The organism is Corynebacterium sp. HMSC05D03 (assembly GCF_001807205.1).
Taxonomy (GTDB): Bacteria; Actinomycetota; Actinomycetes; order Mycobacteriales; family Mycobacteriaceae; genus Corynebacterium; species Corynebacterium aurimucosum.
This window is the reverse complement of record NZ_KV788180.1, coordinates 52,695-76,249: the sequence shown is the minus strand read 5'-3', so window position 1 is coordinate 76,249 and position 23,555 is coordinate 52,695. Positions and strand designations below refer to the sequence as shown.

22 protein-coding genes are annotated in these 23,555 nt (G+C 63.6%); 5 read left to right on the top strand and 17 right to left on the bottom strand.

The window, feature by feature from the left end:
* Positions 1–212 precede the first annotated feature (212 nt).
* Positions 213–1,295: an alpha/beta hydrolase gene (locus HMPREF3147_RS08520; RefSeq protein ID WP_070446711.1), complete on the bottom strand. Its 1,083-nt coding sequence runs from the start codon at positions 1,293–1,295 to the stop codon at positions 213–215.
* 62 nt (positions 1,296–1,357) lie between these two features.
* Between HMPREF3147_RS08520 and HMPREF3147_RS08515 the strand changes: the two genes are divergently transcribed.
* Positions 1,358–2,725: a M20 metallopeptidase family protein gene (locus HMPREF3147_RS08515; RefSeq protein ID WP_070446710.1), complete on the top strand. Its 1,368-nt coding sequence runs from the start codon at positions 1,358–1,360 to the stop codon at positions 2,723–2,725.
* Here the strand turns inward: HMPREF3147_RS08515 and HMPREF3147_RS08510 are convergent.
* The 3 genes from HMPREF3147_RS08510 to HMPREF3147_RS08500 are packed head-to-tail and all read right to left on the bottom strand — an operon-like array spanning position 2,661 to position 4,632.
* Positions 2,661–3,431: a PrsW family glutamic-type intramembrane protease gene (locus tag HMPREF3147_RS08510; protein ID WP_070446709.1), complete on the bottom strand. Its 771-nt coding sequence runs from the start codon at positions 3,429–3,431 to the stop codon at positions 2,661–2,663. The genes HMPREF3147_RS08515 and HMPREF3147_RS08510 overlap by 65 nt on opposite strands.
* Positions 3,428–3,847, bottom strand: a complete 420-nt coding sequence (locus HMPREF3147_RS08505; RefSeq protein ID WP_070446708.1) for a hypothetical protein — start codon at positions 3,845–3,847, stop codon at positions 3,428–3,430. The genes HMPREF3147_RS08510 and HMPREF3147_RS08505 overlap by 4 nt, the downstream gene beginning before the upstream one ends.
* Positions 3,844–4,632 carry a PrsW family glutamic-type intramembrane protease gene (locus HMPREF3147_RS08500; RefSeq protein WP_168160908.1) on the bottom strand — a complete coding sequence of 263 codons (789 nt, stop codon included), beginning with the start codon at positions 4,630–4,632 and terminating at the stop codon, positions 3,844–3,846. The genes HMPREF3147_RS08505 and HMPREF3147_RS08500 overlap by 4 nt, the downstream gene beginning before the upstream one ends.
* Positions 4,633–4,720: 88 nt before the next feature.
* Here HMPREF3147_RS08500 and HMPREF3147_RS08495 point away from each other — a divergent pair, with 88 nt between their 5' ends.
* On the top strand, positions 4,721–5,890 hold the full coding sequence (locus HMPREF3147_RS08495; RefSeq protein ID WP_246815753.1) for a sensor histidine kinase: 1,170 nt from the start codon (positions 4,721–4,723) through the stop codon (positions 5,888–5,890).
* Positions 5,890–6,537: a response regulator gene (locus tag HMPREF3147_RS08490; protein ID WP_070446706.1), complete on the top strand. Its 648-nt coding sequence runs from the start codon at positions 5,890–5,892 to the stop codon at positions 6,535–6,537. Before HMPREF3147_RS08495 ends, HMPREF3147_RS08490 begins: the two co-directional genes overlap by 1 nt.
* Here HMPREF3147_RS08490 and HMPREF3147_RS08485 read toward each other — a convergent pair.
* From HMPREF3147_RS08485 to HMPREF3147_RS08430, 12 genes are all read right to left on the bottom strand, one after another.
* Complete coding sequence (locus HMPREF3147_RS08485; protein WP_070446705.1) at positions 6,534–6,914, bottom strand: cell division FtsX domain-containing protein; 381 nt, start codon at positions 6,912–6,914, stop codon at positions 6,534–6,536. The two genes, HMPREF3147_RS08490 and HMPREF3147_RS08485, sit on opposite strands and share 4 nt — an antisense overlap.
* Complete coding sequence (locus HMPREF3147_RS08480; RefSeq protein ID WP_371325745.1) at positions 6,915–8,720, bottom strand: BCCT family transporter; 1,806 nt, start codon at positions 8,718–8,720, stop codon at positions 6,915–6,917.
* A gap of 282 nt (positions 8,721–9,002) precedes the next feature.
* Positions 9,003–10,640 carry an FUSC family protein gene (locus HMPREF3147_RS08475; protein WP_070446703.1) on the bottom strand — a complete coding sequence of 546 codons (1,638 nt, stop codon included), beginning with the start codon at positions 10,638–10,640 and terminating at the stop codon, positions 9,003–9,005.
* Complete coding sequence (locus tag HMPREF3147_RS08470) at positions 10,612–11,832, bottom strand: ABC transporter ATP-binding protein (protein ID WP_070446702.1); 1,221 nt, start codon at positions 11,830–11,832, stop codon at positions 10,612–10,614. The genes HMPREF3147_RS08475 and HMPREF3147_RS08470 overlap by 29 nt, the downstream gene beginning before the upstream one ends.
* Positions 11,816–12,574: an ABC transporter permease gene (locus tag HMPREF3147_RS08465; RefSeq protein ID WP_010190814.1), complete on the bottom strand. Its 759-nt coding sequence runs from the start codon at positions 12,572–12,574 to the stop codon at positions 11,816–11,818. Before HMPREF3147_RS08465 ends, HMPREF3147_RS08470 begins: the two co-directional genes overlap by 17 nt.
* Positions 12,571–13,476 (bottom strand): ABC transporter permease, encoded by a 906-nt coding sequence (locus HMPREF3147_RS08460; RefSeq protein WP_070446701.1) that lies wholly within the window; start codon positions 13,474–13,476, stop codon positions 12,571–12,573. The genes HMPREF3147_RS08465 and HMPREF3147_RS08460 overlap by 4 nt, the downstream gene beginning before the upstream one ends.
* Positions 13,473–14,891: an ABC transporter substrate-binding protein gene (locus tag HMPREF3147_RS08455; RefSeq protein ID WP_070446700.1), complete on the bottom strand. Its 1,419-nt coding sequence runs from the start codon at positions 14,889–14,891 to the stop codon at positions 13,473–13,475. Before HMPREF3147_RS08455 ends, HMPREF3147_RS08460 begins: the two co-directional genes overlap by 4 nt.
* Positions 14,891–15,646, bottom strand: coding sequence for a GntR family transcriptional regulator (locus HMPREF3147_RS08450; protein ID WP_070446699.1), 756 nt, complete (start codon positions 15,644–15,646; stop codon positions 14,891–14,893). Before HMPREF3147_RS08450 ends, HMPREF3147_RS08455 begins: the two co-directional genes overlap by 1 nt.
* Before the next feature lie 70 nt (positions 15,647–15,716).
* Complete coding sequence (locus tag HMPREF3147_RS08445) at positions 15,717–16,697, bottom strand: LLM class flavin-dependent oxidoreductase (protein ID WP_070446698.1); 981 nt, start codon at positions 16,695–16,697, stop codon at positions 15,717–15,719.
* Positions 16,698–16,700: 3 nt separating this feature from the next.
* Positions 16,701–18,041, bottom strand: a complete 1,341-nt coding sequence (brnQ, locus tag HMPREF3147_RS08440; protein ID WP_070446697.1) for a branched-chain amino acid transport system II carrier protein — start codon at positions 18,039–18,041, stop codon at positions 16,701–16,703.
* A gap of 38 nt (positions 18,042–18,079) precedes the next feature.
* Positions 18,080–19,177 (bottom strand): MalY/PatB family protein, encoded by a 1,098-nt coding sequence (locus HMPREF3147_RS08435; protein WP_070446696.1) that lies wholly within the window; start codon positions 19,175–19,177, stop codon positions 18,080–18,082.
* 10 nt (positions 19,178–19,187) lie between these two features.
* Complete coding sequence (locus tag HMPREF3147_RS08430; RefSeq protein WP_070446695.1) at positions 19,188–21,020, bottom strand: ABC transporter ATP-binding protein; 1,833 nt, start codon at positions 21,018–21,020, stop codon at positions 19,188–19,190.
* 90 nt (positions 21,021–21,110) lie between these two features.
* Here HMPREF3147_RS08430 and HMPREF3147_RS08425 point away from each other — a divergent pair, with 90 nt between their 5' ends.
* Together HMPREF3147_RS08425 and idi are read left to right on the top strand one after the other, a co-directional pair.
* Positions 21,111–21,647, top strand: coding sequence for a hypothetical protein (locus HMPREF3147_RS08425; protein WP_070446694.1), 537 nt, complete (start codon positions 21,111–21,113; stop codon positions 21,645–21,647).
* Positions 21,644–22,168, top strand: coding sequence for an isopentenyl-diphosphate Delta-isomerase (gene idi, locus HMPREF3147_RS08420; protein ID WP_070446693.1), 525 nt, complete (start codon positions 21,644–21,646; stop codon positions 22,166–22,168). Before HMPREF3147_RS08425 ends, idi begins: the two co-directional genes overlap by 4 nt.
* An 11-nt stretch (positions 22,169–22,179) precedes the next feature.
* Here idi and HMPREF3147_RS08415 read toward each other — a convergent pair whose 3' ends face one another.
* Complete coding sequence (locus tag HMPREF3147_RS08415; RefSeq protein WP_070446692.1) at positions 22,180–23,451, bottom strand: carboxylesterase family protein; 1,272 nt, start codon at positions 23,449–23,451, stop codon at positions 22,180–22,182.
* Between the last annotated feature and the right edge of the window lie 104 nt (positions 23,452–23,555).

Here is a 23,555-nt window from a genome sequence, read left to right as displayed (position 1 = left end):
TCGATATCCCCCATGGGCACAGAGACTAAAACAGGTCTAGCCACCCCGCAACCGGAAGAGCAAATAACCTGCTCACAGACGGGATGAAACACCGACCAAGGGCGGAGAGAGGGTTGGCTAGGGCTGGCTGAACGGTGACTGGGGGGACGGGAGATAGGCCTCAGAAAGGGGAGAGCCTTTCGGGCCGACAGGCTTGGGCGGTGGGGTCGTCGCTAGTACAGCGCCGGTTTAATCGCGTCCCACGCCGGCTGCAATTGCTTGCCAAACATCACCCAGTCGTGCACCCCGGAGTCGAGGTAGTCGGTGGTGTGGGGGAGGGAGGCGTCGTCAAGCGCGGCGGAAAACTCCTCCGTGCACCGCTTTGAGCCGGCCTCCAGCAGGGTGCCGCCGATGCGATCATCGAGGGATTTGTTAGGGTAGGCCGCCATCTCTTCATCCGTCCATGCGCCAGTGGCAGCGGAAAGATAGAGCGTCGTCCCGCGCAGCCCCTCCGGGTTCGCTGCGACATCATTGTGTACCCAGTCCGGCGAGCCGTGCGGACCCCACATGTTCCGCGGGTTGCCGCCCAGGCTCCCCACAGTCAGGTCGACAGTTCCCTGGCCCACCGTGCTCGTCGTGGAATAGCAACCGGAAACTCCCGCCACCGCATCGAAGAACCCCGGGTGGTTGTTGGCCATCATGACCGCGCCGGACGCGCCCATCGACAAGCCGATGAGTCCGCGTTTGTCGTTGTGATGTAGTTCTGCCTCAACCACCGGAGCGAGCTCCTGCGTGACGAAGGTGTTCCATTTGTGGCGGCCCAACTTGGGGTCATCCTCGTTCCAGTCGGTCCACATGGAACCAGCGCCTTGGGAGGGGATGACGATGCTGGCGTCGGAGTCGCCGAAAACGCGCTTCAGATGCCCCTTGGTGATCCAGTTGGAGGTTTCCGGGGAGTCGACACCTTCCAGGAAGTACACCACCGGGCCGCCGCTGCCGAGGACGACGTCGACGGGAATCTCACGTCCCATGGACGGCGAGGCCACGAGCCACTTTTCCCGGCCAGGCTCATCGGTCGGGGCGCGGGAAATCACCGACGCCGTGCTTATCGACGCATCCACCGGGTACGGATACCCTTCCTGTTCCGATGTGAACAAATCGGTGAGAAGGTGCGAGGAGGAACCCATGGCGTTGAGGATGCTGAACGTTGCGTCCACGCCCCAGCGAGAGGATTGCTCATCGCGGCTGGATTCCTGGTAAGCAGGGGCAGAAGACATGAGAAGTGCGCTGCTCAAAAGCGCAGAGAGAAGCTTCATAGACCGTTACTTTAATACAGTTTCCGGTATGCTCGGCGCACATGCTCGGAAAGGATGACACCATGAAGATGGCGCCGCGCCACCGTCAGCAACTGCCACCGCTTCCGATGGTTTCGGCCAAGCTGGGGGAGCGTTTGGCCAGCCAGGTGTTCGTGGAGGAAGGCTGGGAGCTGCTTCCGGAGTTGCAGGCCTTCCGCCGCGATATGCACCAGAACCCGGAGGTGGGGCTGCACCTGCCGCGCACGCAGGAGAAGGTGCTCGAAGCTCTTAAAGGCTTGCCGCTGGAGATTCAACTGGGACGCGATCTCAGCTCGGTCGTCGCGGTGCTGCGCGGTGGGAAGCGCGGCGAGCGTCCCGTCTCGGTGCTGCTGCGCGCGGACATGGATGGTCTTCCGGTGCGCGAGCAGACGGGCAGCCCTTTCGCTTCGACGAATAGCAACATGCATGCGTGTGGCCATGACCTGCACACGGCGGGGTTGATCGGCGCGGTCAAGATGCTCTGCCGCCACCGCGAGGAGCTGTTGGGCGATGTCATCTTCATGTTCCAGCCGGGCGAGGAAGGCCCGGGTGGTGCGCAGCCGATGATCGATGAGGGCGTGCTCGACGCTGCTGGCCGCCGCCCCATTGCCGCCTACGGTTTGCACGTCGGCCCGCAGGATCGGGGCACCTTCCACCACATCGCCGGCCCGATGATGGCCTCGTCGTCCAACCTAGGGATTACCGTCTACGGCAAAGGTGGGCATGGCTCGCGCCCACATGATGCTATCGATCCCGTCGCGGCCTTGGCGGAGATCCAGGTGGCGCTGCAGGTGGCGCTGACCCGGCGCTTCGACGCGAACTCGCCGATTGTCATCACGGTGACCAACTTGCGCGCGGGCGACGGCGCGGTCAACGTCATCCCGGACAAGGCAGAGCTGGGCGCGACGGTGCGCGTGCTTCGCGACGAACACATCGATGCCGTCCGCCAAATGATCATCGAGGTCTCAAGCTCCGTGGCGGCCTCGCACCGTTGTACCGCGAAGGTGGACTTTGAGGTCCTGTATTCGGCGACGAAGACCTCACAACGCGAGGATCAGTTCGCGGCGTCGTTGTGGGCAGGCATGTTCGGTGCGGAAAATGTGCTGACCATGGACACCCCGATGATGGCCTCGGAGGATTTTGGTGCCGTGCTGGCGCAGGTGCCGGGTACGTTCATGTGGTTCGGCACCGGGGATCCGCACACCCCGGAGCACATGCGCGAGTGGAACCACTCGCCGCTGGTGCGCTTCGATGATTCCGTTCTGGGGGATCAAGCTGCGGCCTTGGCGGCGGTGGCCTTTGAGCGCCTCGCCGCCGAGGACGCCCATCCCTCCCCGGCCACGAAGGCTATGCGCGCGCCGGTGCAGGGGACAGGGCTGGATGCGCAGCCGCCTTCTTCCGCAGCGCAATAACACCCCAGATGGTGGCTATCCACACGGCTAGCACGACGACCATCCCGGCGAGGACGGGCCAGATGGCGTCGTCGAACGCGGTGCTTAGCGACGGGAAGAGGTTGTTCGTCACGTGCACCGCGATGGCGGCAATGAGCCAGCGCACAGGCTGTTTCTGGGATAGGCCATAGGCGCTAAGCCCGGTGAATAGCGAGTGGGAGAGCGGGTTGGACACCAGGCGGATGACCACCGCTGAGAGCGCGCCGGCGGTATCCGAATCGAGGTTATCCACCGTCATGCGCGTAAAGGCAGTGGCGTCTTCGCCCGCGGTGAAGCCAATACCCACGGCCACGCCGACGAAGACATAGTCGAGCCAGTTGCGGGGCCGGATAACGCAGGTGCAGATGAGCACTACGCCGAGGAATTTCAGCAGTTCTTCGTTGAGCGGTGCATACCCTGCAGCGCCCAGCCAGTCCAGGCCCGCGCGGGCAAGGAGGTGTGTCATGTTCGTATTGAGCTCCACGGCGAGCCCGGAGACCGCGAAGCCCCACACCACGCCGTGCGTAATTCCCGGCCGGCGGCGCAGGAGGAACAGCGTGAGGGAGACGAGTACGGCGGCGAAGACCACGGCGGCAAGAGCACTTGCGGGCAGGAAGGGCTCGCCCGCGTAGTGGAAGGTAGACACGACCAGCGCGCCGAGGGTCAGCAGAAAGTACAGGTACTTCATGCGTCCTCCTGTACCCGGTCGGCGAAGTCACGTTCCTTCGGTCCGTAGATGTGGAGGAAGGAAATGGTGTTCTCGTCGGGGTGGGCCAGCGTGATTCCATTCTCGTCGGACACGCGGTAGAGATCCGGTGCCTGGGTGGTGATGGGGGCGTCGGTGAGCGCGCGCGTCCCGTTGAAGGAGCGGTGCTGGCGCGGCAGGTACGTCTCTACCGGGTGCGAGGAGCTTCTTTCTTCGGCGATGATGGTCGCACCCCCGCAGTTCCAGGTCTGCGAGGAGGCGTACGGATCCTCCGGGCATTCTAGCCCTGGGATACCGCGCACGGCGGTGGTCACGGGAGTGGGGTCGGGGAGGAGGGCGTCGGCAAGCGGTACTGCGGCGAGAACGCCGAGGCAGGAATAAATCAGTGTGTTTTTCATGATTTCGACCCTACGAGCTGCGATTTTGCTCCGGTATCCTCCGCAGGGAGGATTTTCCGGATCTTGACAATGCTGACAATCGTGGCGCCCCACAGAGAAATGAGAATGATGAGGGCGGCAAAGACGGGCCACAGGGCGTTCTCAAGGGCGATAGTGACAGACGGGCCAAAGTTGGCAGCGAAGTGCACCGCCATGGCAAGGAGCAACCATCGCACCGGCTGCTTGCGGGCGAGGCCATAGGCGGCAATTCCGGTAAAGAAAGAATGCATGAGAGGGTTCGCGATGAAGCGGACAAGGACCGCCATCAAGGTGCCCTTGATATCGGAATCCAGGTTCTCCAGCGTCAAGTTGACGTAGTAGACGACATTCTCGCCCACACTAAAGCCCATGCCTACCGCCACCCCGACGAAGACGTAGTCCGCCCAATGACGGGGCCGGATGATGCACGAGCAGATGAAGAGGACGCCGAGGAATTTGAGTAGTTCTTCGGGGAGCGGGGCGATACCGGCCTCGACCAGCCACTCCGGGAAGAAGCGGATGAGGAGGTCGTTCATGCATTTGTTGAGCGAAGCTGCGACCCTGGTGACCGCGATGCCCCACACCACGCCATGCGCAATGCCCGGGTACTTGCGCAGAATCAGCAGCGTGAGACCAATTGCCACGGTCGCGTACAACACTGCGGCGAGCGCACTTGTAGTGACGAAAGCACCTTGGGAGAAACCATAAGCAGCGCTCACGAGCCCGGCGGCGGTGAGCAGTTCATATAAAGTCTGTGTTCTTCTCATGCGGTTTAGGCTATGAACCGTGCCCGGGGTGCCGGTATCCTCCGCAGGGAGGATTTTCCGGAACGCAGGGAGAACTATCGTGGCAACAATGACAAGCAAGACGCGACCACTGTGGATCACGGTGCTGCTCATTCTGCTCTGCGTGGTGGCGGATATGGCGGCATGGATCCCCCATATCGAAAACTTCGAGGGGACGGATCAGGAAGCCCTTGTTATGGGCTTGATGGGTCTATTTAGCTTCGCCACCTGGATTCTGCTGCCCTTCGCCCTGCACCACTCGCGGCGGGAGCGCAACATCCACGAGGAGTACCCCGGCCACCCGGTGGTGCTGGTTGCGGCTCTGTTCGTCCTGGTACTGGGCGGGTTTCTCCCACTGTCGCTGTCAGTGCTGGTGGTGTTGATTTCAATCATCTCGCGCGGCCGACTGCGGTGGTCCCTGGCGGGGACGGCGGTGTTCGTGGCCTCGTGTGTGACCGTTATCTCTGTGCCTTACATTCGGATGAACATCTTCGCGACCTTTGGTTACGTGTTCTATGGATGCATTTTTCTTATCGTTGCCTGGATTACGGGCTCGGTGCGCGCGCAGCGCCGCCAGCGCGAGGTCACGCTGGTCAGCCTGGCGGAGCTCAACGAGGACCAGCTGCGCTCGCGCGAGGAGCGCGCCCGCCTGGAGGAACGCAACCGCATTGCCCGCGATATCCACGATTCCCTCTCACACAGGCTTAGCCTCATCTCCGTCTACGCGGGTGGCCTGAGCTACCGCAAGGACGCCGACCCGGAGCGCGTCGCCGAGGCGGCAGAGACCATCCAGTCCGAGGCGAAGGCCGCCGTGGAGGACCTGCGCGGGGTGATCAAGGCGCTGCGCGTGGATGACCGGGTGGATCCGCGCGCGAGCATCGAGGAGCACATCGGGCGCGCTCGCGCGGCGGGGACGAAGGTGCGCTATAAGAAGGGGGACGTCGATAAGCTGAGCACACTAGCCGCCCACACGCTGGGCCGCGCCGTGCAGGAGGGGCTGACCAACGCGCGCAAGTACGCGCCGGGGAAGAAGGTGACGCTCACCGTGGAGAACGAGGAGGATAAGGTGCGGGTGACCATGCAGAACAAGAAAGTAGCGGAGCAGCCAGAGTCCGGCGGCGGCAACGGCTTGTTGGGTCTGGAGGAACGCGCCCGGCTGGCGGGAGGCACCTTCACAGTGCTTGACGACGCCTCCACCTTCACCTGGGTCCTCGAGCTACCGGAGGAGGCACACGCGTAATGATTTCAGTGGTATTAGTCGATGACGAGCAGGCACTGCGCCGCGGCATTCGGTTCATCCTGGAAGGCGCTGCGGACATCGAGGTGGTGGCCGAGGCCAGCAATGGCCGCGACGGCGTGGCGCGCGTGACGGATCTGCGGCCCGATGTTGTCCTCATGGATATCCGCATGCCCGTCATGGACGGCATCGAGGCGGCAGGGCAGCTGCGCGCGAGCGCGCCGGATATACCGGTGGTCATGCTCACCGCTTTTGATACCGACGAGTTCATCGTGGATGCGCTGCATGCTGGGGCAATGGGCTTTTTGCTCAAGACCATCGAGCCGGAGGGCCTGGTCTCTGCGGTTCGGGCCGCTGCCACGGGGCAGCAGCTGCTGAGCCCGCAGGCTCTGAAGAACCTTCTGGCGCTCAAGCGTCCTGCGCCGGAGCCGGCAGAGGTGGAGGTGGTTGAGCCCTGCCCGCTAGAGGGCTTAAGCCAGCGCGAAAACGAGGTGGCGGAGCTGGTGGCCCAGGGCCTAGACAACCAAGAGATTGCCGGACAGCTCTACGTCTCCGTGACCACGGTGAAAACCCACATCAAGCACATCTTGGACAAACTGGGCGGTACCAATCGGGTGCACATTGCGATCGCGGTGTTGGAGTCGCGTTAGCGCCGGAAGAAAAACGCGGAGATCAGGCCGATTAACGCGATGCCGACCACGATGATGGATGCTACGGGCCAGTATTGGGGGTAGTACTTGAGCGTATAGCCGAAGACCTGGCCGTCGTCGAACTGGCGGGCAAGCGCGATGGGCATCCACCACAGCTTCGTGAGAGTCAGGACCGCGCCGAGGAGGCCGGTGATAAAGCGGCGGGTACTGCGCAGAAAGAAGCTCGCGGCCACGAGGAGCATGCCGCCGATGCTGAGTGCGAAAAGAACGGGAGTTGCCGCGGTGAGCGGGGAGCCGTTGATGAGAAACTCGTGGTCGATTTCATGCTGCTCGATGAGGGTGTAGCCGTCGAGGACGACGTTTTCAGGCAACCCCATTTATTTCTCCTTCTGCTCGGCGTCTGGCTCGTAGCCATCGGCCCAGGTATCGGTGTCGAAGTCGTAGTCTACATTCTCGCCCTTTTCATCGGTGCGCTGGTACCAGTCCGTATAGCGGTGCGCTGAGGAGTCGAAGTCGGAGCCAGCGCCGCGGCCTTCGTCGGCATGCTCGATGGATAGCTCGAAGTCATCGCCGTGCTCCTCGATGCCGCGCACGACGGCGTTTTCCACCGCGGCACGCGCGTAGGCGCGGCGGATGAACATCGGGTCGGAGCGCAGGTCCTTGATGAAGGCCACCATCATGACGAGCAGCACGATGCAGAAGGGCAGGGCAGACAGGATTGTCAGGTTCTGCAGGCCGGTGAGTACGTCTTCACCACCGGTCAGCAGCATGACAACAGCGATGCCCATCATGCACAGGCCCCAGAAAATGACGATGAACTTGTTGGGGGCAGGGTTTCCCTTGGAGGACATGGTTCCCATGATGACCGAAGCGGAATCGGCGGAGGTGATGAAGAAGACCGCCAGCACCAGGATCAAAATGAAGGGCGTGATGCTGCTCAGCGGCAGGTTGTCGAACATGGCGAAAAGAACCTGCTCGCCGGAGGCGGAGCCATCAAAGTTGGGCAGGTTCTCGCGCTTAAAGGTGATGGCTGTGCCACCGAAGATGGTGAAGGCCAAAATGAGGATGAGGGAGGGAGCGAAGACCGTCACTGCCGTGAATTCGCGTAGCGTGCGGCCGCGGGAGATACGGGCCACGAACATGCCGACGAACGGCGTCCAGGCAATCCACCATGCCCAGTAGAAGGCGGTCCAGTAAGACTGGAACTCGATGGTCTCATCTCCCCAGGACAGGCCTTTGGCCATCATCGGCAAAAGCTGGTCGATGTAGGTCACGATGCCGGAGGGCACGAGGTTGAGCAGGAGCAAGGTCGGACCGGTGAAGAAGACAAAGATGACCAAGCCGAGTGTCACCGTGATGTTGAAATTGGAGAGATAGCGCACGCCGCGGGAGACACCCGAGACCGCCGAGATGATGAAACCGCAACCCAGAACTGCGATGATCAGGATGAGCACGGAGTTGGTCAGCGGGCCGGCGCCGCGGATGATGGAGACGCCTTGGCCGATTTGAATGGCGGAAAGCCCCAGCGTGGCAGCGGTGCCGAAGAGCGTGGCGACGAGGGCGAGGACGTCGATAAGCTTGCCCAGCGGGCCGTCGGTATCGCGGGAGCCGAACAGCGGCTTGAAAATGGAGGACACCAGAGGCACGCGTCCGCGGCGGTAAGAGGAATAGGCGATGGCTCCGCCGACCAGGGCATACGCCGCCCAGGGCGAAATTCCCCAGTGGTAGTGCGCCTGGGCCATGGATTGGTGGAGGGCTTCGACGCTGTTGCCGTCGACTGTGTGGGGCGGCGGGGTGATGTAGTGCGACAGCGGCTCCGAGGGGCCGTAGAAGAAGATGCCGACGCCGATGCCGGCGCCGAACATCATGGCGACCCAGCTAAACCAGCCGAACTCCGGCTCTTCGTCATCGGTACCGAGCTTGATGCGGCCTAGGCGGGAGCAGCCGATGTAGAGCATGGTGGCAACGGCCATCATCATGGTGATGTTGAGCAGCCATCCGGCGTTGGTGATAGCCCAGGAAAAGGCAGCGGAAGATGCCGCCGAGACGGATTCTGGCGAGCTAATACCCCAGATGATGAAAGCTACGACGAAGGTGGCGGTGGTGAAGAAAGTGATTTTATCGAGCGCGAAAGCGTTGCGCTGATCCTCCACACCGATACCCGGAACCAAGCCGGGGTGCATGTCGTGAGGATAGATGCCAACGGGTGGACCTGTAGATTTTCGAGTGTTCACCCTCACCATTATCGCAGGTGCGCACAATGACAGTGGTGTGAGCTAGGATGAAGGCACTTATTTCTGCGTCGATTGGAATGCCATGTCGCTGCCTAATTTTGATGAGAATGTCCGTGAGCTGGAGGAAGCCTTCGCTTGCTTCGAGCGCGTGGAGGAACACGTGCTCGACCCGAACCTGTTGCTATCGGTGAAATAATTCGCGGGCAACCGGGGGTTGCCCGTGCTAGGAGGTCAGGACCGCATTTCCGCTGCGGTGATTTTCGCGATGAGCGTGTCCAGCTCCGCGCGGCTGGGCTGCGACAGCGGATTGACCACGCAAAAATCCAAGAGATAGTAGCCGGCCGGTTGCAACTCGGTGTGGCGCTCCCAGAACTCGCTGATATCGGAGTGATTGGTCGCCAGCGACTGGATGCTGCGCCGTTCCGAGAGCAACTCGTAGTGCAGGTCGCGCCGCTGTGCCAGCGCTTCCTCGGGGGTCTTGATGAGTAGTGCGCCGAGCAGGGCGGCCATCGCCTCGAAACAGCGCGTTTGCAGGCGGTAGTGGTTGGTCAGCTGGGCGCGCGGCTTCCACAGCCACAAGAAGAGCATCGCCACGACCACGGAGAGTCCAATCTCCGCCATACGCGAGCCGATGGTGTGGGCCATGTGCTCCGAAGAATTGCCCATCAGCAGTGCCAGGGGAGTGGAGAAGATGACGCATAGCGCGTAGTTCTTCACCACCAGAATCTCCGCGCAGAACTGGCAGAAGGCCAACGCGAGCACCAACCCCCAGCCGTGCGGGCTGAAAGCGGCAATGAGCGCAAAGACACACACGCCTAAGACGGAGCCCAGCATACGTTGCACACCGCGAATCGTTCCCGGAACCCGGTCCGGCCCCCACTGCAAGAGCAGGAGCACCGAGACCGCGCCCCAGTCCGGCCGGTTGAGCCCCAGCGCCATGCCAATGAACGCGGTGGCCAGGCCACCAAGCGCGATCTTTTCCGCTGTCACCACCGCGTGGGAATTGCCCACCGCGGCGCGGTAGAAGCGGTAGCGCATCGTCGGCTTGGTGTGCGGGATGCTGGTGCGGTCCGGGTCCACGTAGGTGGGGGAATCAGAGAGCTCATCCGAGTTGCCGCCGACCTGCTTGTGGTGAGCCACGATGCGCTGCTGTGCGGCTAGCGCGCGGTGCACCAGCTCTGCCTGGGCGGGGTGGCGGATGCGGCCGCCGCGGATGACGCCGGCGTCGGCAAGCGTTTGCCACGCCGTGGAGATGGCGGACTGCGCCTGGTGGTGGCGAGCCAGGAAATCGCTATCGGAGTTCACGAAGGCATCGGCGGCCTTCTCCAACGCGGCCACCGCGCGGGTCTCCGGACCGTGCGGATCCCGGAAACGCGGCAGCATGCCCAGCACGTAGCTGGCCAACACGCCGGCCAGGCTCCACGCGGCCACCTCCCACGGCGAGACCCCACGCAGCATCGTGGAGCCGCCGGCCACCATCACGATGAAGAAGGAACCCGGCGGCGGCAGCCGCAGCGCATTCTGCACGAACGCGCCGATGGTTGCTAGAGCCACCGTAAACACCGCGGACAGCGCCAGCCCATGCACGCCGACGAGGGAACCAGCCGTGGCCGCCAGCGTGAGCAGCCCGCCGGCGGTGAGGATCACGCGGCGTCGCGTGCGGTAGGGGTGCCCCTCGCCATAGATGACGGAGAAGGCGCCGGCGGAAATGAGCAGCACCGCATCCGGGTGGCCCGTCGCTACAGCGATCCCGCCGGGGATAATGATCGCCAACGCCGCGCGCAGGGCACCGGGCCAGCGGCGCGCGGAGGTGTTAAAGGCGGTAAAGAGCTGAAGTGCATTAGGACGTTGCGGCAGTGGGTGTTCCATATCGGGAGAACACCTTACTCGTTTCGCCGCGATCCACGAGCCGGCCGTCCTGCAGGACCGCCACCGTGGGGCATAAGTGGCGCACGACGTCGATGTCGTGGGAGACGAAGACCAGCGTCATGTCCTTCGTCACGTGCTGTAGCAACTCGAGGACCTGGGCCCGCGAAGTGGCGTCCAGCGCCGAGACGGCCTCGTCCGCCAGTAGAATCTCCGGCTTGCCCACCACGGCGCGCGCCAGCGAAATGCGTTGGCGCTGCCCGCCGGAGAAGTCCCGGGGATAGCGCTCGAAGCCCTCGATGCCGACCTCCCGCAGCACCGCCTCGGCTTCTTCGCGCGTCCCGCCGCCCTCGGCCACGATCTTCCAGATAGGCATGCGCGGGTTGAGCGAGCCCTTAGGGTCTTGGAAGACCATGTGCACACGCTTCTTCACCGCCACCGTCCCCGAGGTCGGCTCCGCTAGCCCCGTGAGCAGCTTGAGCAGCGTGGATTTGCCGGAGCCGGAACCGCCGACGATGCCGAGGCGCTCGCCCTCGCGGACGGTGAGGGAGACGTCGTCCAGCGCGGTCACCCCGCGGTAGGTCTTGGTCACGTTCTTGAGCTCGATGACGGGCTCGCCCAGGCTGGGCATGGGCGGCGGGGTGAGGTCGGGAGTGGTGAGCTCACCGATGCGCACGACGCGGTCGCACACGCGCTTGACGACGTCCCGGTCATGGCTAATGAACAGCAGCGCTGTGTCTTCGCTGTCCGCGGCATCCACAATGGTGGAGAGGATTTCCTCCTGGGTGAAGGGATCCAGGGCGGTGGTGGGTTCATCGCAGATGAGGAGCTTGGGGCGGCGGGCCATGGCCATCTCGATGAGCGCGCGCTGGCGCTGCCCGCCGGAGAGCTGGTGCGGGAAGCGGTTGAAGCCGGGGACCTTCATCAACGGGTCGAGCGCGGTCATGGGCTCTTGGAAGACCATGGCCAGCGGCAGCTTCCGCAGGTCACGATCGCGCATGCCTAGCAGCTCCTGGCCGTTGAAGCGGATGGATCCGGTGGCCTGCAGGTGGTCGGGCAACAGCCCCATGATGGCTAGGGCGGTGAGGGACTTGCCGCTGCCGGAATCGCCGATGAGGCCGACGCGCTCGCCGGGTGCGATGGAAAAGGAGAGGGGGCCGACAGGGCCCACGCGCAGATCAGTGACGGTCAGCATGGCTTCCTAGTAGGTTGAATCCGAGGACGGTGCCGGCGATGGCTAGCCCTGGCCACAGCGCCTGGAGGGGGTGGGTGGCCAGGAGGGGCTGGGCGTCGTGCAGCATGCGTCCCCACGAGGCGGTTGGCGGGGCGGTGCCCAGGCCGAGGTAGGACAGGCCAGCCTCGGCGAGGACGGCCAGCGCAAAGTAGACGGAGGCCTGGATAGCCACGATGCCGCCGAGGTTGGGTAGGACGTGGCGCCACGCGATGAGCGCCGGCGGCACGCGTGAGATGCGGGCGGCCGCGATATAGTCCTGCGTCATAATCTGCAGCGTGCCGGAGCGCGTGACCCGGATGAAGGAAGGGATGCCGGCGATGCCGATGGCGATGGTCGCCGTGAGCGTCGACGAGCCCCACACCGCGCCGGCGACGATGGCCAGCAGCAGCGCCGGGAAGGCGAGTAGCAGGTCGGTGGCCGCCATGATGAAGCCACCACCGCGCATCCCGGCGATGATGCCGAGTGGCACCCCGATGAGCGCAGCGATGGCCACCGCTACCACTCCCACCAGCACGGTGATCTGGGCGCCGGCGAGGATGCGGGAGAAGGTATCGCGCCCGAAGCGGTCGGTGCCCATGAGGTGCTCCAGGCTGGGGCCGGCCAGGCGGTCGGGGGAGATGAGGTTCGGGTCATAGGGCGTCCACACTAGGGAGACCAGGGCGAGCAGAATGGTCAGCCCCACCAGAATATAACCGGGTTTCATCTAGCCTCCTTCAGCCGCGGATCGATGACCCGGTAGGCCAGGTCCGTGAGCAGGTTGACGGTCAGCGTGAAAGTCACGAAAACCATGATGAGGGTCTGGACGGTGGTGAGGTCGCGGGTGGAGACGGCGTCGAGAAGCAGCGAGCCCAGACCCGGGATGACGAAGACATTCTCGATGACCACCGCGCCCACCACCAAGGTGCTCAGCTGCACGCCGGTGACAGTGAGCACCGGCAAAGCGGCATTGCGCAGGCCGTGGCGGACCAGCGCCCCGGTGCGGGATTCACCCAGGGAGCGGGCGGTGCGGATATAGTCCTTGTCCATCTCCTCGCGGAGGGTGGCGCGCACGTAGCGCGTGAGCATGGCGCCTTGCACCAGTGCTAACGAGATGACCGGCAGGACGAGGTGGCTTAAACCCTCGCGCGGCAGCTGCCAGCCATTCGCCGGCAGCCAACCCAGGTGCACGGAGAAGACCGCGACCAGCAGGATACCGACTAAGAAGCTGGGCACCGCGATGCCCAGCTGCGTGGCCGCATTGAGCACAGGGAGGCGAAAGCGGGCGAGCAGGATGCCCATGGGAATAGCCCCGGCTAGGGCGAGGACAATGGCCAGCCCGATGAGCAACAGCGTAACCTGCGCGCGGTCAATCACCAGCGGAGTGATGTCCTGCTGCGAGGACAGGGAGATGCCGAAGTTGCCGGTCAACAGCCCTTTCATCCACTCTAGGTATTGGACGAGAAGCGGGCGGTCCAAGCCCATGGAGTGCGTTAGCTTTTCCACGGCCTCATCGGTGGCGTTGACGCCCAAAGCCACGCGCGCCGGGTTGCCGGGCACGGCCCGCATGAGCAGGAAAATGATGATGGAGGCAGCCCACATGGTGCCGAGGAAGCGCAGTATTCTCATCGCACCCCTCGCAGTTCGATGGCATCGGTGATCTGGTTCGGCTGCAGGCCGCTAAGGCCCTCGCGGTAGAGCACGATATTGGGCATATTCATCAGCGTCAGAGCGGGCATATCCTCCATAATCTGGTCGACGGCACCCGTCATGTCATCCTGCTCCAACAGCGTGCGGGCCTGCGGCGAATCGTAGCCGAGGTAGTAGTCCGGGTTGCCAAAGATGGTGGGGATATCGCGCGGCTCGACGTGCGCGACGAGCGACATCTGATAGTCCTTCGCTCCCATGACTTGGCTCAGCCACACGGCGGGGAACTCTGCGGTTTCCAGCGTGACCTCGAAGCCCATCTCCTCCAGCTGGGAGTAGAGAAACTCGGAGAGCGTTTGGGCATAGGGCAGGCTCGGCACCGTGAGCGTGAGCGGCGTGCCTGCTGCTCCGGCCTCCTCCATCAGCGCGCGGGCGCGCGCAGGCTCATAGGGGTAGTAGTCCTTCCCGCTAAACCAGGGGTCAGTGGGCGGGACGGGTGCTCCGCCAGTGTCCTGCGCGCGGCCTTCCCAGAGGATCTCGTTGGCGGCCCGGCGGTCGATGCCATAGGCCACGGCGCGGCGCACGCGGGGGTCGTCGAAAGGTGCTGCTTGGTTGTTCATAGACAGCAACACCTCGCCGTTGGTGGTGCCCACGGCGGTTTCGATGGAGTCATCGAGGGTGTCGAGAAGCTCCGGGTTCTGTACGCCCCACACCGCATCAACCCCGCCGGAGCGCAGGGCGTTGACCGCGGTCAGCGAATCCGGGAAGTAGCGGATGGTGATGTCTTCTTCCGCTGGGGTGCCCCAGTAGTCTGGGCGGGCGCGCAGCGCGATGTATTCGTTGGGGGAGAAGCCCGCGACGGCAAAGGGGCCGGTGCCCACCGCTTCGGTGGGAGTGCGCATAGCACCGATGGCGGTGCCCATGGACCATAACCACCCGGCGGAGGGCCGTTTAAGGGTGACGAGGAGCGTGTGATCGTCGACAGCCGTGGCGGATTCCACCACGTCCATCTGGGCGCTAATGCCGTTCGTCCACTCCGTTTTCACCGCGTTGATGGACCACGCGGCGGTGTGCGCGGTGAATGCCTCGCCGTTGGAGAAGGAAGCCTCACGCAGGTGGAAGGTATAGCGCGTGGAGTCCACTTCCCAGGATTCGGCGAGGCCGGGCACAATCTCTCCCTCCGGGGAGATGCGCACCAGGGTCTCGTAGACGTTGCTCATGAGTGCTGCCGGGATGGCGGCTCCGCCGACGGTGGTGAAATCCAGGGAGGTCGCCGGCGTCGTGGTGGCCAGCGTCAGCGCAGAGGAGTCAGAATCAACCACTGCCGTGGAGCCGGCAGAACACGCGCTTAACGACGCCCCCACGACCAGCCCCAGCGCACCAATCCAGGCTCTCATCATCCTTCCGACAACTTGACCTCGAGCGGGGAGGTGCTTCCGCGCACGCTCGTCATGCCCAGCGTCAGGCGGTCCCCGAGGTACAGGATTTCGGTGCACTCGACGGGATGACCAGAGTGATCTGAGATGTCCAAGTGCAGGCGCCACAGCGGGGTGCCGGGCTCGACATTAAGGGAGCGCGCATCCTCCTCGCTGGCGGACGCGAGGGAGAGCTCGCGATTGACGTTGTCGAAGTCTACGCCCTGCTTACGTAGGTGATCGTGGATGGACTCGTTGTCGGCATCGAAGTTGAGGATGTGGCTGCCCACGTCCAGTGGGAAGAACATGCGCTCGATGGCGATGGGCATGCCGTTGGCGCTGCGCACGCGGTGCACAAAGATTACGGGGGAACCTGTCTCTACCCGCAAGAACTCGGCTTCCTGCTCGGAAGCAGGGCAGCGCCCCAGCCACAAGGTGGACGCGCCGGGCTCGAAGCCGCGCTCGCGCAGCCAGTGCGTCACGGAATAAATGGAGTCGAAGGACTCCGAGGTAAAACGGCCGAGGACGACAGAGCGGCGGCCGCGGCCGGAGGAGATGAGGCCTTCCGAGCGCAGTGCCGCGACGGCTTGGCGCACGGGGCCGCGGGAGGAGGAGAATTGCTCGCAGAGCTCGGCCTCGCTGGGCAGGAAATCACCAGGAGAAAGTTTCTTGCTGCGAATGAGGTTGCGCAGGTAATCAGCGATCATGCTGTGTTGTTGTGTACGGCGAAGGGCCACCGAAATTCTCCTCTATGTAGAACAACGCTGTGACGGGCAAAGATGTGCGTACGCGCGCCTGCGCGTACGCCTACATCTGCCACGCTTGTGCCAGGTTTGCCATATTACCCAACGCTGCCTTGTGGCTTGTGGATTGCAGGGAGATCATGAGCTCATCCGCCTGAGCCAACTTCTGGAAGTCGGTGAGGTACTCGCGCACGTGCTCTACATTTCCAACGGCGGAGTACTGCAGCATGCTGATGATCTGCTGGCCCTGAGGGGAGTCGATGATGCGGGCGACGTCGTCGTCGCTGAGCTGCCTGCCGCGGCTGACGAAAGCCTTCACGCGGCGGAAGCAGACCTTTTCGAATTCCTCCTCGGCGTCATCCCCCGCGGTGACGTTGACGCCGGCGATGGCATAGGGCTCGGGGTGGGCCTCGGAAGGCTGGTAATTCTCGCGGTAATAGGCCGTGGCGGCTTCCAAGTGCTGCGGGGCGAAGTGCGAGGCGAAGGCATAAGGCAGGCCATATTTGGCGGCCAGGGAGGCGCCGAAGAGCGAGGACCCGAGGATGTAGATCGGCACGTTGGTGCCGTGGCCGGGGATGGCCTTCACGCCGGGGATGAGAGATTTGCCGGAAAGGTAGCCCTGCAACTCCTTGACGTCCTCGGGGAAGCGCTCGGCGGCGTTTCTATCGCGGCGCAGGGCGCGGCCCAAGGTCTTCATATCGGTGCCGGGTGCGCGGCCCAGGCCCAAGTCGATGCGGCCGGGGTAGAGCTCGGCGAGGGTGCCGAATTGTTCAGCGATGACATAAGGCGCGTGGTTCGGCAGCATGATGCCGCCGGAGCCCAATCGGATGCGCTCGGTCTTCGCGCCAATGTGGGCGATGAGAACCGCCGGGGCGGAGGAGGAAATAGAGGGCATGTTGTGGTGCTCGGTGTACCACATGCGCTCAAAGCCCAAGGCCTCCGCTTGTTGCGCCAGCTCGACCGACCTGGCCATGGACTGGGAAGGAGATTCCCCCGGGTAGATGGTGCAGAAATCGAGGATGGATAGGGCGGCGCGGGGCGTCATGAACTACTCACTTTTCTTCGACGAGGATGTAGATACAACGTCGATGATAACGCCGATAGAAAATGCGAGGAGCGTGGGAACTACCCAGCCCAGGCCAACGTCTTGGCCAGGGGAGAAGCCAAGCGGGGCGCCGAAGGAGGTGGCGGCGGACCACAGGACGGAAACCCACAGCGCCAGTCGGAAGCCCCAGTAGAAGGTGACCCACTTCTTAACTGCTGGTTGCAGAAGCGTCAGCGCGATCAGGGAGATAGCCGGCGGGTACAAGAACACGATGAAGGGGACCGCGATGGCGAGCACCGTATCCAGGCCCTGGAAGGCGAAGGCGATGGACAGCGCGGTAAATAGGCAAGCCCAGAAGTGGTAGGTGGTCTTCGGCACGAGCAGGGCGAAGAACTCCGAGGTGGCGGAAATCAGGCCCACGGCGGTGGTCATGCATGCCAGGATGACGATGGCGGAGAAGACGGCCTGGCCGACGTTGCCCATGGTGAGATTGGAGGCGTCGGCAAGCAAGGCGGCGCCGGAATCATAGGAGGAACCATTCGGCATGGTTTGGCCGATCCACGCCAGGCCCAGGTAGATAGCGGCAAGCAGCGCGCCGGCGATGACGGCGGAAGTGATGGTTCCGCGCAGCAGCGCACGGTCAGTAGAGAAACCTTTGGAGCGCAGCGAAGTCACGATGACGATGGAGAATGCCAGGCCCGCGATGGCATCCATGGTGTTGTAGCCCTCGAAGAGGCCTGTGACGAAGGGCGCGGAGGCGTACTCCTCAGTCGGGGTGCCGGGAACGCGGGGGTTGGCCAGTGTGGCCAACGTAATGAGGGCGGCGAGCAGGATGACCAGCGCCGGGGTGAGGAACTTGCCCAAGGTGTCAATGATGTTGTTGGGGCGCCAGGCCAGGGCTAAAGCGATGAGGAAGAAGACGACGTTGAAGGCGCCGTTGGCAAAAGTTCCCTCCCAGCCGAGCAGCGGGGTAATCGCGGTTTCCATGGATACCGCGCCGGTACGCGGCAGGGCGTAAAACGCGCCGATGGCCAGGTAGGCGATGACGGAGAAGGCCACTCCGAAGATCTTGCCGCCGTGGTTTCCGATATCCCGCACGGACTGGCCGGAAATGGCCACCGCGATCACCGCCAAGACCGGCAGGGCTACGCCAGCGGCGAGGAAGCCCATGGTGGCCGGCCAGAAGTTGGTGCCGGAGGAGACACCGACCTCCGGCGGGAAGATGAGGTTGCCCGCTCCGAAGAACATGGAGAAGAGCATGAGGGAGGCAACGATGACGATGCCGATGGGGGAGCTCGTCTTCGAAGCGGACTGGGCGGGGGCCTGAACGTCATTAATGGACATTTTTCTAAGGATAATGCCCATGACATGAGATGTAAATTTTAGCTAAATGCTTTCTCCAGCCGGTCGAGTGCCTCTTCGAGCAGCTCACGGGAGGTTGCAAAATTAAGACGGGCATGATGCTCACCGCCCGTGCCGAAGGTGACACCCTCATTGAGGGCTACCTTGGCGTGCTCGCGCACCCAGGCCGCAGGCTTCGGGTTATCCCCAATGGCGGTCTCGCTAAAGTCCAACCACAGCAGGTAGGTGGCCTGCGGGTGGGAAGTCTTCAGGCCCGGAACGCGCTTGGGTAACTCCTCCACCAGCCAATCGCGGGTCTTCTTCAGGTACTCGATTTCCTCGTCGAGGAACTCCCCGCCATCGCGGTAGGCGGCCTCCGCAGCCAGAACGCCCAGCGTGCCAGTGCCGTCCTTGGCCACGCCGGTCAGCGAGTTCCAGCGCTCCACGTCGGCGCTGTTGGAGAAGATCACCTGCGCGCACTTGAGACCCGCGGTATTCCACGCCTTGGACGTGGCGGTGACGGTGATAACGCGGTCGGACAAAGCGCCCAGCGGGATGTGGCGGCCTTCGTAGACCAGCGGGGCGTGGATCTCATCGGAGAGGATGCGGGCATCGTACTTATCTGCCAGCTCGACGAGGCCTCGCAGCCAGTCCTCATCAAAGACGATGCCCAGCGGGTTATAGGGGTGGGAGAGCAGGATGGAGCCGGCGCCGGCCTTAAAGGCGCGCTCGATATCGTCGAGCTCCAGCGAGGTCTCAATCTTCTCGCGCCCGGCGGTCTCCGGCAGCTCCAGCAGCGGCGGGTAAGAGGGGACCGGTACGGCAACGGCGCCCTCGGTGAAGTACTGCACGCCGAGCAGCAGGCCGCGTACGACATCCCCGATCCAGAAGACGTGCTCCGGGCGCCAGCCATAGCGCGATTCATAGAAATCCGCCAGCGCTGCGTTGAGCTCAGAGGCCTTCGGAGCTGGGGTATAGCCGAAGGACTCGGCGTCGACCGCCTCCTGGATGGCCTCCTTCACCGCCGGCGCGGTGAGGAAGTCTGATTCAGCGATCCACAGCGGAATAATGTCCTCATCAAAGACGGTCCACTTGCGGGTGCCGCGGGCAGTGAGTTCTTTCAGGCTAGGGAAATGCATGCGCCCCACCCTACTCGTCGGTGCTTTGGACGAATCCGTATTTTTTCAGACGCTGGCGGTCGGCGGCGGAGGCAGATTGGGTCAGGCGCAGCAGTTCGGCGTAGATACCACCGGACTGCGCCAACTCCGCCGGGGAACCGATTTCGGAGATACGGCCGCGGTCAAGGGTGATGATGGTGTCCACGTCCGCGATGGTGGACAGGCGGTGCGCGATGATGAGCGTGGTGCGGTTCTTCATGAGCTCGTCCAGACCGGCCTGCACGGCACGCTCCGCCTTGGTGTCCAGCGCTGAAGTGGCCTCGTCGAGCACGAGGATGGGGGCGTCCTTCAGCATGGCGCGCGCCACGGCCACGCGCTGCTTCTGCCCGCCGGAGAGCTTGAGGCCGCGCTCGCCGATGACGGTGTCGTAGCCATCGGGGAATTCTTCGATGAAGTCGTGTGCATTGGCGCGCTTGGCGACGTCCACGATCTCCTCCATCGTCGCCCCCGGCTTGCCATAGGCGATATTTTCCTTGATGGTGCCGGAGAAGAGGTAGGACTCCTGGAAGACCACGCCGACCGAGGCGCGCAGGCGCTCCGCGGTGAGCTCTGCGGCGTCGTGGCCCAGCACCGTTAGCTTGCCCTCCGTGGGCTGGTAAAGGCCCAATAGCAGGTTGACCAGGGTGGACTTGCCCCCGCCGGACTCGCCGACGAGCGCTACCTTGTGGCCCTCCTGGGCGGCGAAGGTGATGTCGGCGACGACCGGCTTATCCGATTCATAGGAGAAAGACACGTCCTCAAAGGCAAAGACCGGGCCTTCGGTGGGGTGCAGCGGTTTAGCCGGGGTGAGGTCGAGCTCCGGCACGTCGGAGGTTTCAGCGGCGGCGACCAGCTGCGGGTTGACGGTGGGCTCTGGGATTTCCTCCATGACCTTGAAGTAGTCCTTGGAGCCGGCGATGGCGCGCTGGCTAACATCCACGATCCAGCTCATCATGAACACCGGCTGCTTGGCCATGTTCACCAGCTGCAGGAGCATGACCATGTCACCGATGGAGAAGTGGCCCTCCAAGGTGCGCCAGAAGATTAGGCCATAGATGCCCAAGAAGATCAGCGCCATGGCCGCGCCGCGCGCGGTGTCCATGGAATGCCACCAGCGCGACTGCGGCTTCGTGGTATCCACCACCGTGCGGTAATGCGAACCGAAGGAAGCCAGCTCACGGGCCTCGGCGACAAAGGACTTGGTTACCTTCACCTGTCCGATGACCTCCGCGAAGCGCCCATTGGCCACGTCGATGTTCTCGTTCTTAATGGCCTCAAACTTTTGCCAGCGCTCCGAGGTCAGCGCGGTGAGCCACATATAGATGGGGAAGAGCGCAGCCAGCAGGATGGCCAGCGGCCAGTAGTACACCGCGGTGATGACTAGCACCGCCGCGGCCTGGATGAGCATGACGAAGAAGTTATTGGAGAAGGACTGCAGGAATTGCGTGGTATTCGCAATCGAGCGGTCCAAGCGCGCAATGATGGTGCCGGTGACCTGGTTGTCGTAATAGCCCTGTGGTACGGAGAGCAGCTTGGCAAAGTAGCGCGTCGAAAGAATCTGGCGCAGGCGCGCGACCATGACATCGCCGATATAGCCGCCGATATTCTTCACCACGTTGCCCAGCGCGTCCGCCACAAAGAGTGCCACGACCCACCACAGGATCGTGCGCAGCGGGCCGCCTGCGACGACCGTATCGGTGGCCTCGCGGAGGATGAAGGGAGTCAGCAGCGACAGAATCGCGGTGACTGACGCGGTGATTAAGACGCCGAGATAGAACGGCCACAGGGCCGAGGCGCTGCGGACGATACGGAGAATAGAGTTCATCGCCGGCCGATGTTACGCCCTTAATAGGAATATCCAACCCGTCGACTAAGGTAGGGGAGAAACCGAAGTCGTGATGGAAAAGGATCCGCGGTGAAGAAGTACCTCCCCCTAGCGTGTGCCCCGCTGTGCCTGGCTGCTCTCTCAGGCTGCAGCATCCTCCAGCCGCCGGACGTGGGCCCGCAGGACAACATCGTGGTCTCCAGTTCGGAGCCGCCGACCTTTGAGGCCAAGGACGTGGACGCTCACGAAGTCACCTCCAACTTGGCAGCCCCCGTTAAGGACGAGGGCCTCAACGTGGAATTTGAGCTGCAGGGCCTGTACTCCGGCGGTGGCGGAACGGTGCTGACGGTGAAGATTCACAACCTCAACGAGGTGCCGATGCCTGTCGACGCCCTCCCGGAGCCCACCCTCGAGCGTGCCGACGGCAACGGCGGCTGGGCCACCGTGGATTCGATTGATATTGACCCCGCTGTCCACCCAGACGTGGCCGCGCCGGGCCTGGATCACCCGCTGGGCGCCGGTGCGTCCACCAACCTTCAATATGTCTATAACGTTGCCCCAGGCAACCTCTGGAATGCGCGCTTTAGCATTGGGAACGTGCGCTATGTAGGAGATCTCAATCTATGACGGAACTCGTCGTTCTAGCCTCGCCGGAGGGCAAACCCGCAGGCGTAGCCGACAAGGCCGCCGTACACACTGCGGATACCCCGCTGCATTTCGCCTTCTCCGCATGGGTTGTGCGCGACGGCCAACTGCTGCTGACCCGCCGCGCACTGTCCAAGCTGACCTGGCCGGGGGTTTGGACCAATTCCTTCTGCGGACACCCGGGGCCGGATGAGGAGACTGCCGACGCCGTCGTCCGTCGCGGCCGCTTCGAGCTTGGGCTAAGCGGCACGCCGCGCTTGGTGCTGCCGGACTTTGCCTACCGCGCCGTGGATTCTTCCGGCGTGGTGGAGAATGAAATCTGCCCGGTCTATCTCTTCGAAACTGAAGATGATCCGGCGCCCAACCCCGACGAAGTCGATTCCTTCGCGTGGGCGCCAGTGCGCGACGTGCTCGCCGCCGTCGACGCCACGCCTTTCGCCTTTAGCCCGTGGATGGTGGAGGAGCTGACCCACGAACCGCTGCGCGCGGCCCTTTTGGCTTAACGCCCCCCGGATCAGAGCAGACTGCCATCCTGGGCGAAGGCCGCCGAAATATAATCCAAGCTGGCGTAGGCCACCCGATGCTCGTCGTTGTCTAAGTTGTATTCCCAGATAGCGTGCTCGGGGCGGTAGGCCTCGAAGCCGGGCTCGCCGGTGCGGATGAAATCGCGCAACCACTGCGCGAGCGGTGTTTCTCCGAAGAGCGGGCGCAGCTCCTCGCAGTGCAGGGCCGGGCTCGAGGAACGGATGAACTCCACCATCCAGGTCTTACCCGGTGCCTTCTCCGCTACCTCTGCAGCCCAGCGGCGGATGATGGCATCACCCACCATCCGGCCCATTGGGCGCTCCTTGTCCATGTGCTGCACCACCTGATACCAGGGTTGGAAACCATTGCGGGGAAAGCCAAAGCGCGGCGCCGCATAGCGCAGGATGAGGCCGCGGAACGGGGAGCGGTCAATCTTCCGTGTGGCCGGGATGTTGTAGAACTCGTCGCGGGTACTGCCGAGGATGAGGGGGACGTCGGCAAGCTGCCCACACTCCAGGGGCGTGGGGCCCAGCGCCATATCGAGGCTGTACTTCTTGCGGAACTTGGCGTAGCCGGCGGCAAGCTCCTCTTGGCTCATCGCCGCAAGCGAGGAACGCGTGATGGGCTTCTTCATCACCTGACGCAGGGTGGCACTGCGCTCCTCGAAGGTCTCCCTCGGGAAGCCCGGGGAGAGCGCTAGTGCTCGGCGAAAGGCCCCGCGGTAGTGGTCCCGCCGACACAGCCACAGCACGGCGTTGGCGCCGGCGGACTGGCCCAAGATGGTGACGTTGGTGGGATCCCCGCCGAAGGCCTCGATATTGCGCTGGATCCATTCCAAGCCCAGCTGCAGGTCCTCGATGGCGCGGTAGCGGTCGGGCTCATCATCACGGAAACGGGCAAGCCCCGGCAGGCCCACGCGGTAGCCCAGCTGAACGTGGACGATGCCTGCCTGTGCGGTGGGCGTGCCCGCTGCCCGGGGATCCTCGTGGGAGCCGTGCTCGTAGCGGCCGCCGTGGATATAGACCAACGTGGGCGCCAGTGACGTGGTGCGGCTGCCGGGTGCGGGGGCGGTGATGGTGAGCGCGACCTTCTCCGGGTGCGGGGTGCGTGCATCCTGGTCACGGGGTGGGGCAGGTTCGGGGTTCTCGAAATCCCCCGGGATATGGGAGTACTCGATGGAGTGAAAGTGGGCCACGTCCTCATCGAGGTAGCCGGTGATGGTGCCCGCGGGGCAGGTGACGTCGAAAGGTGCACTGCTCATGGTGAACAGGCTACCCTGAGGGCATGGAATGGCTCGTGCAGGCGCCAGTGTGGGCGCAAATGGCGGTGCTTGCCGTCACCGCAGTGCCGGCCGCAACCGTGATG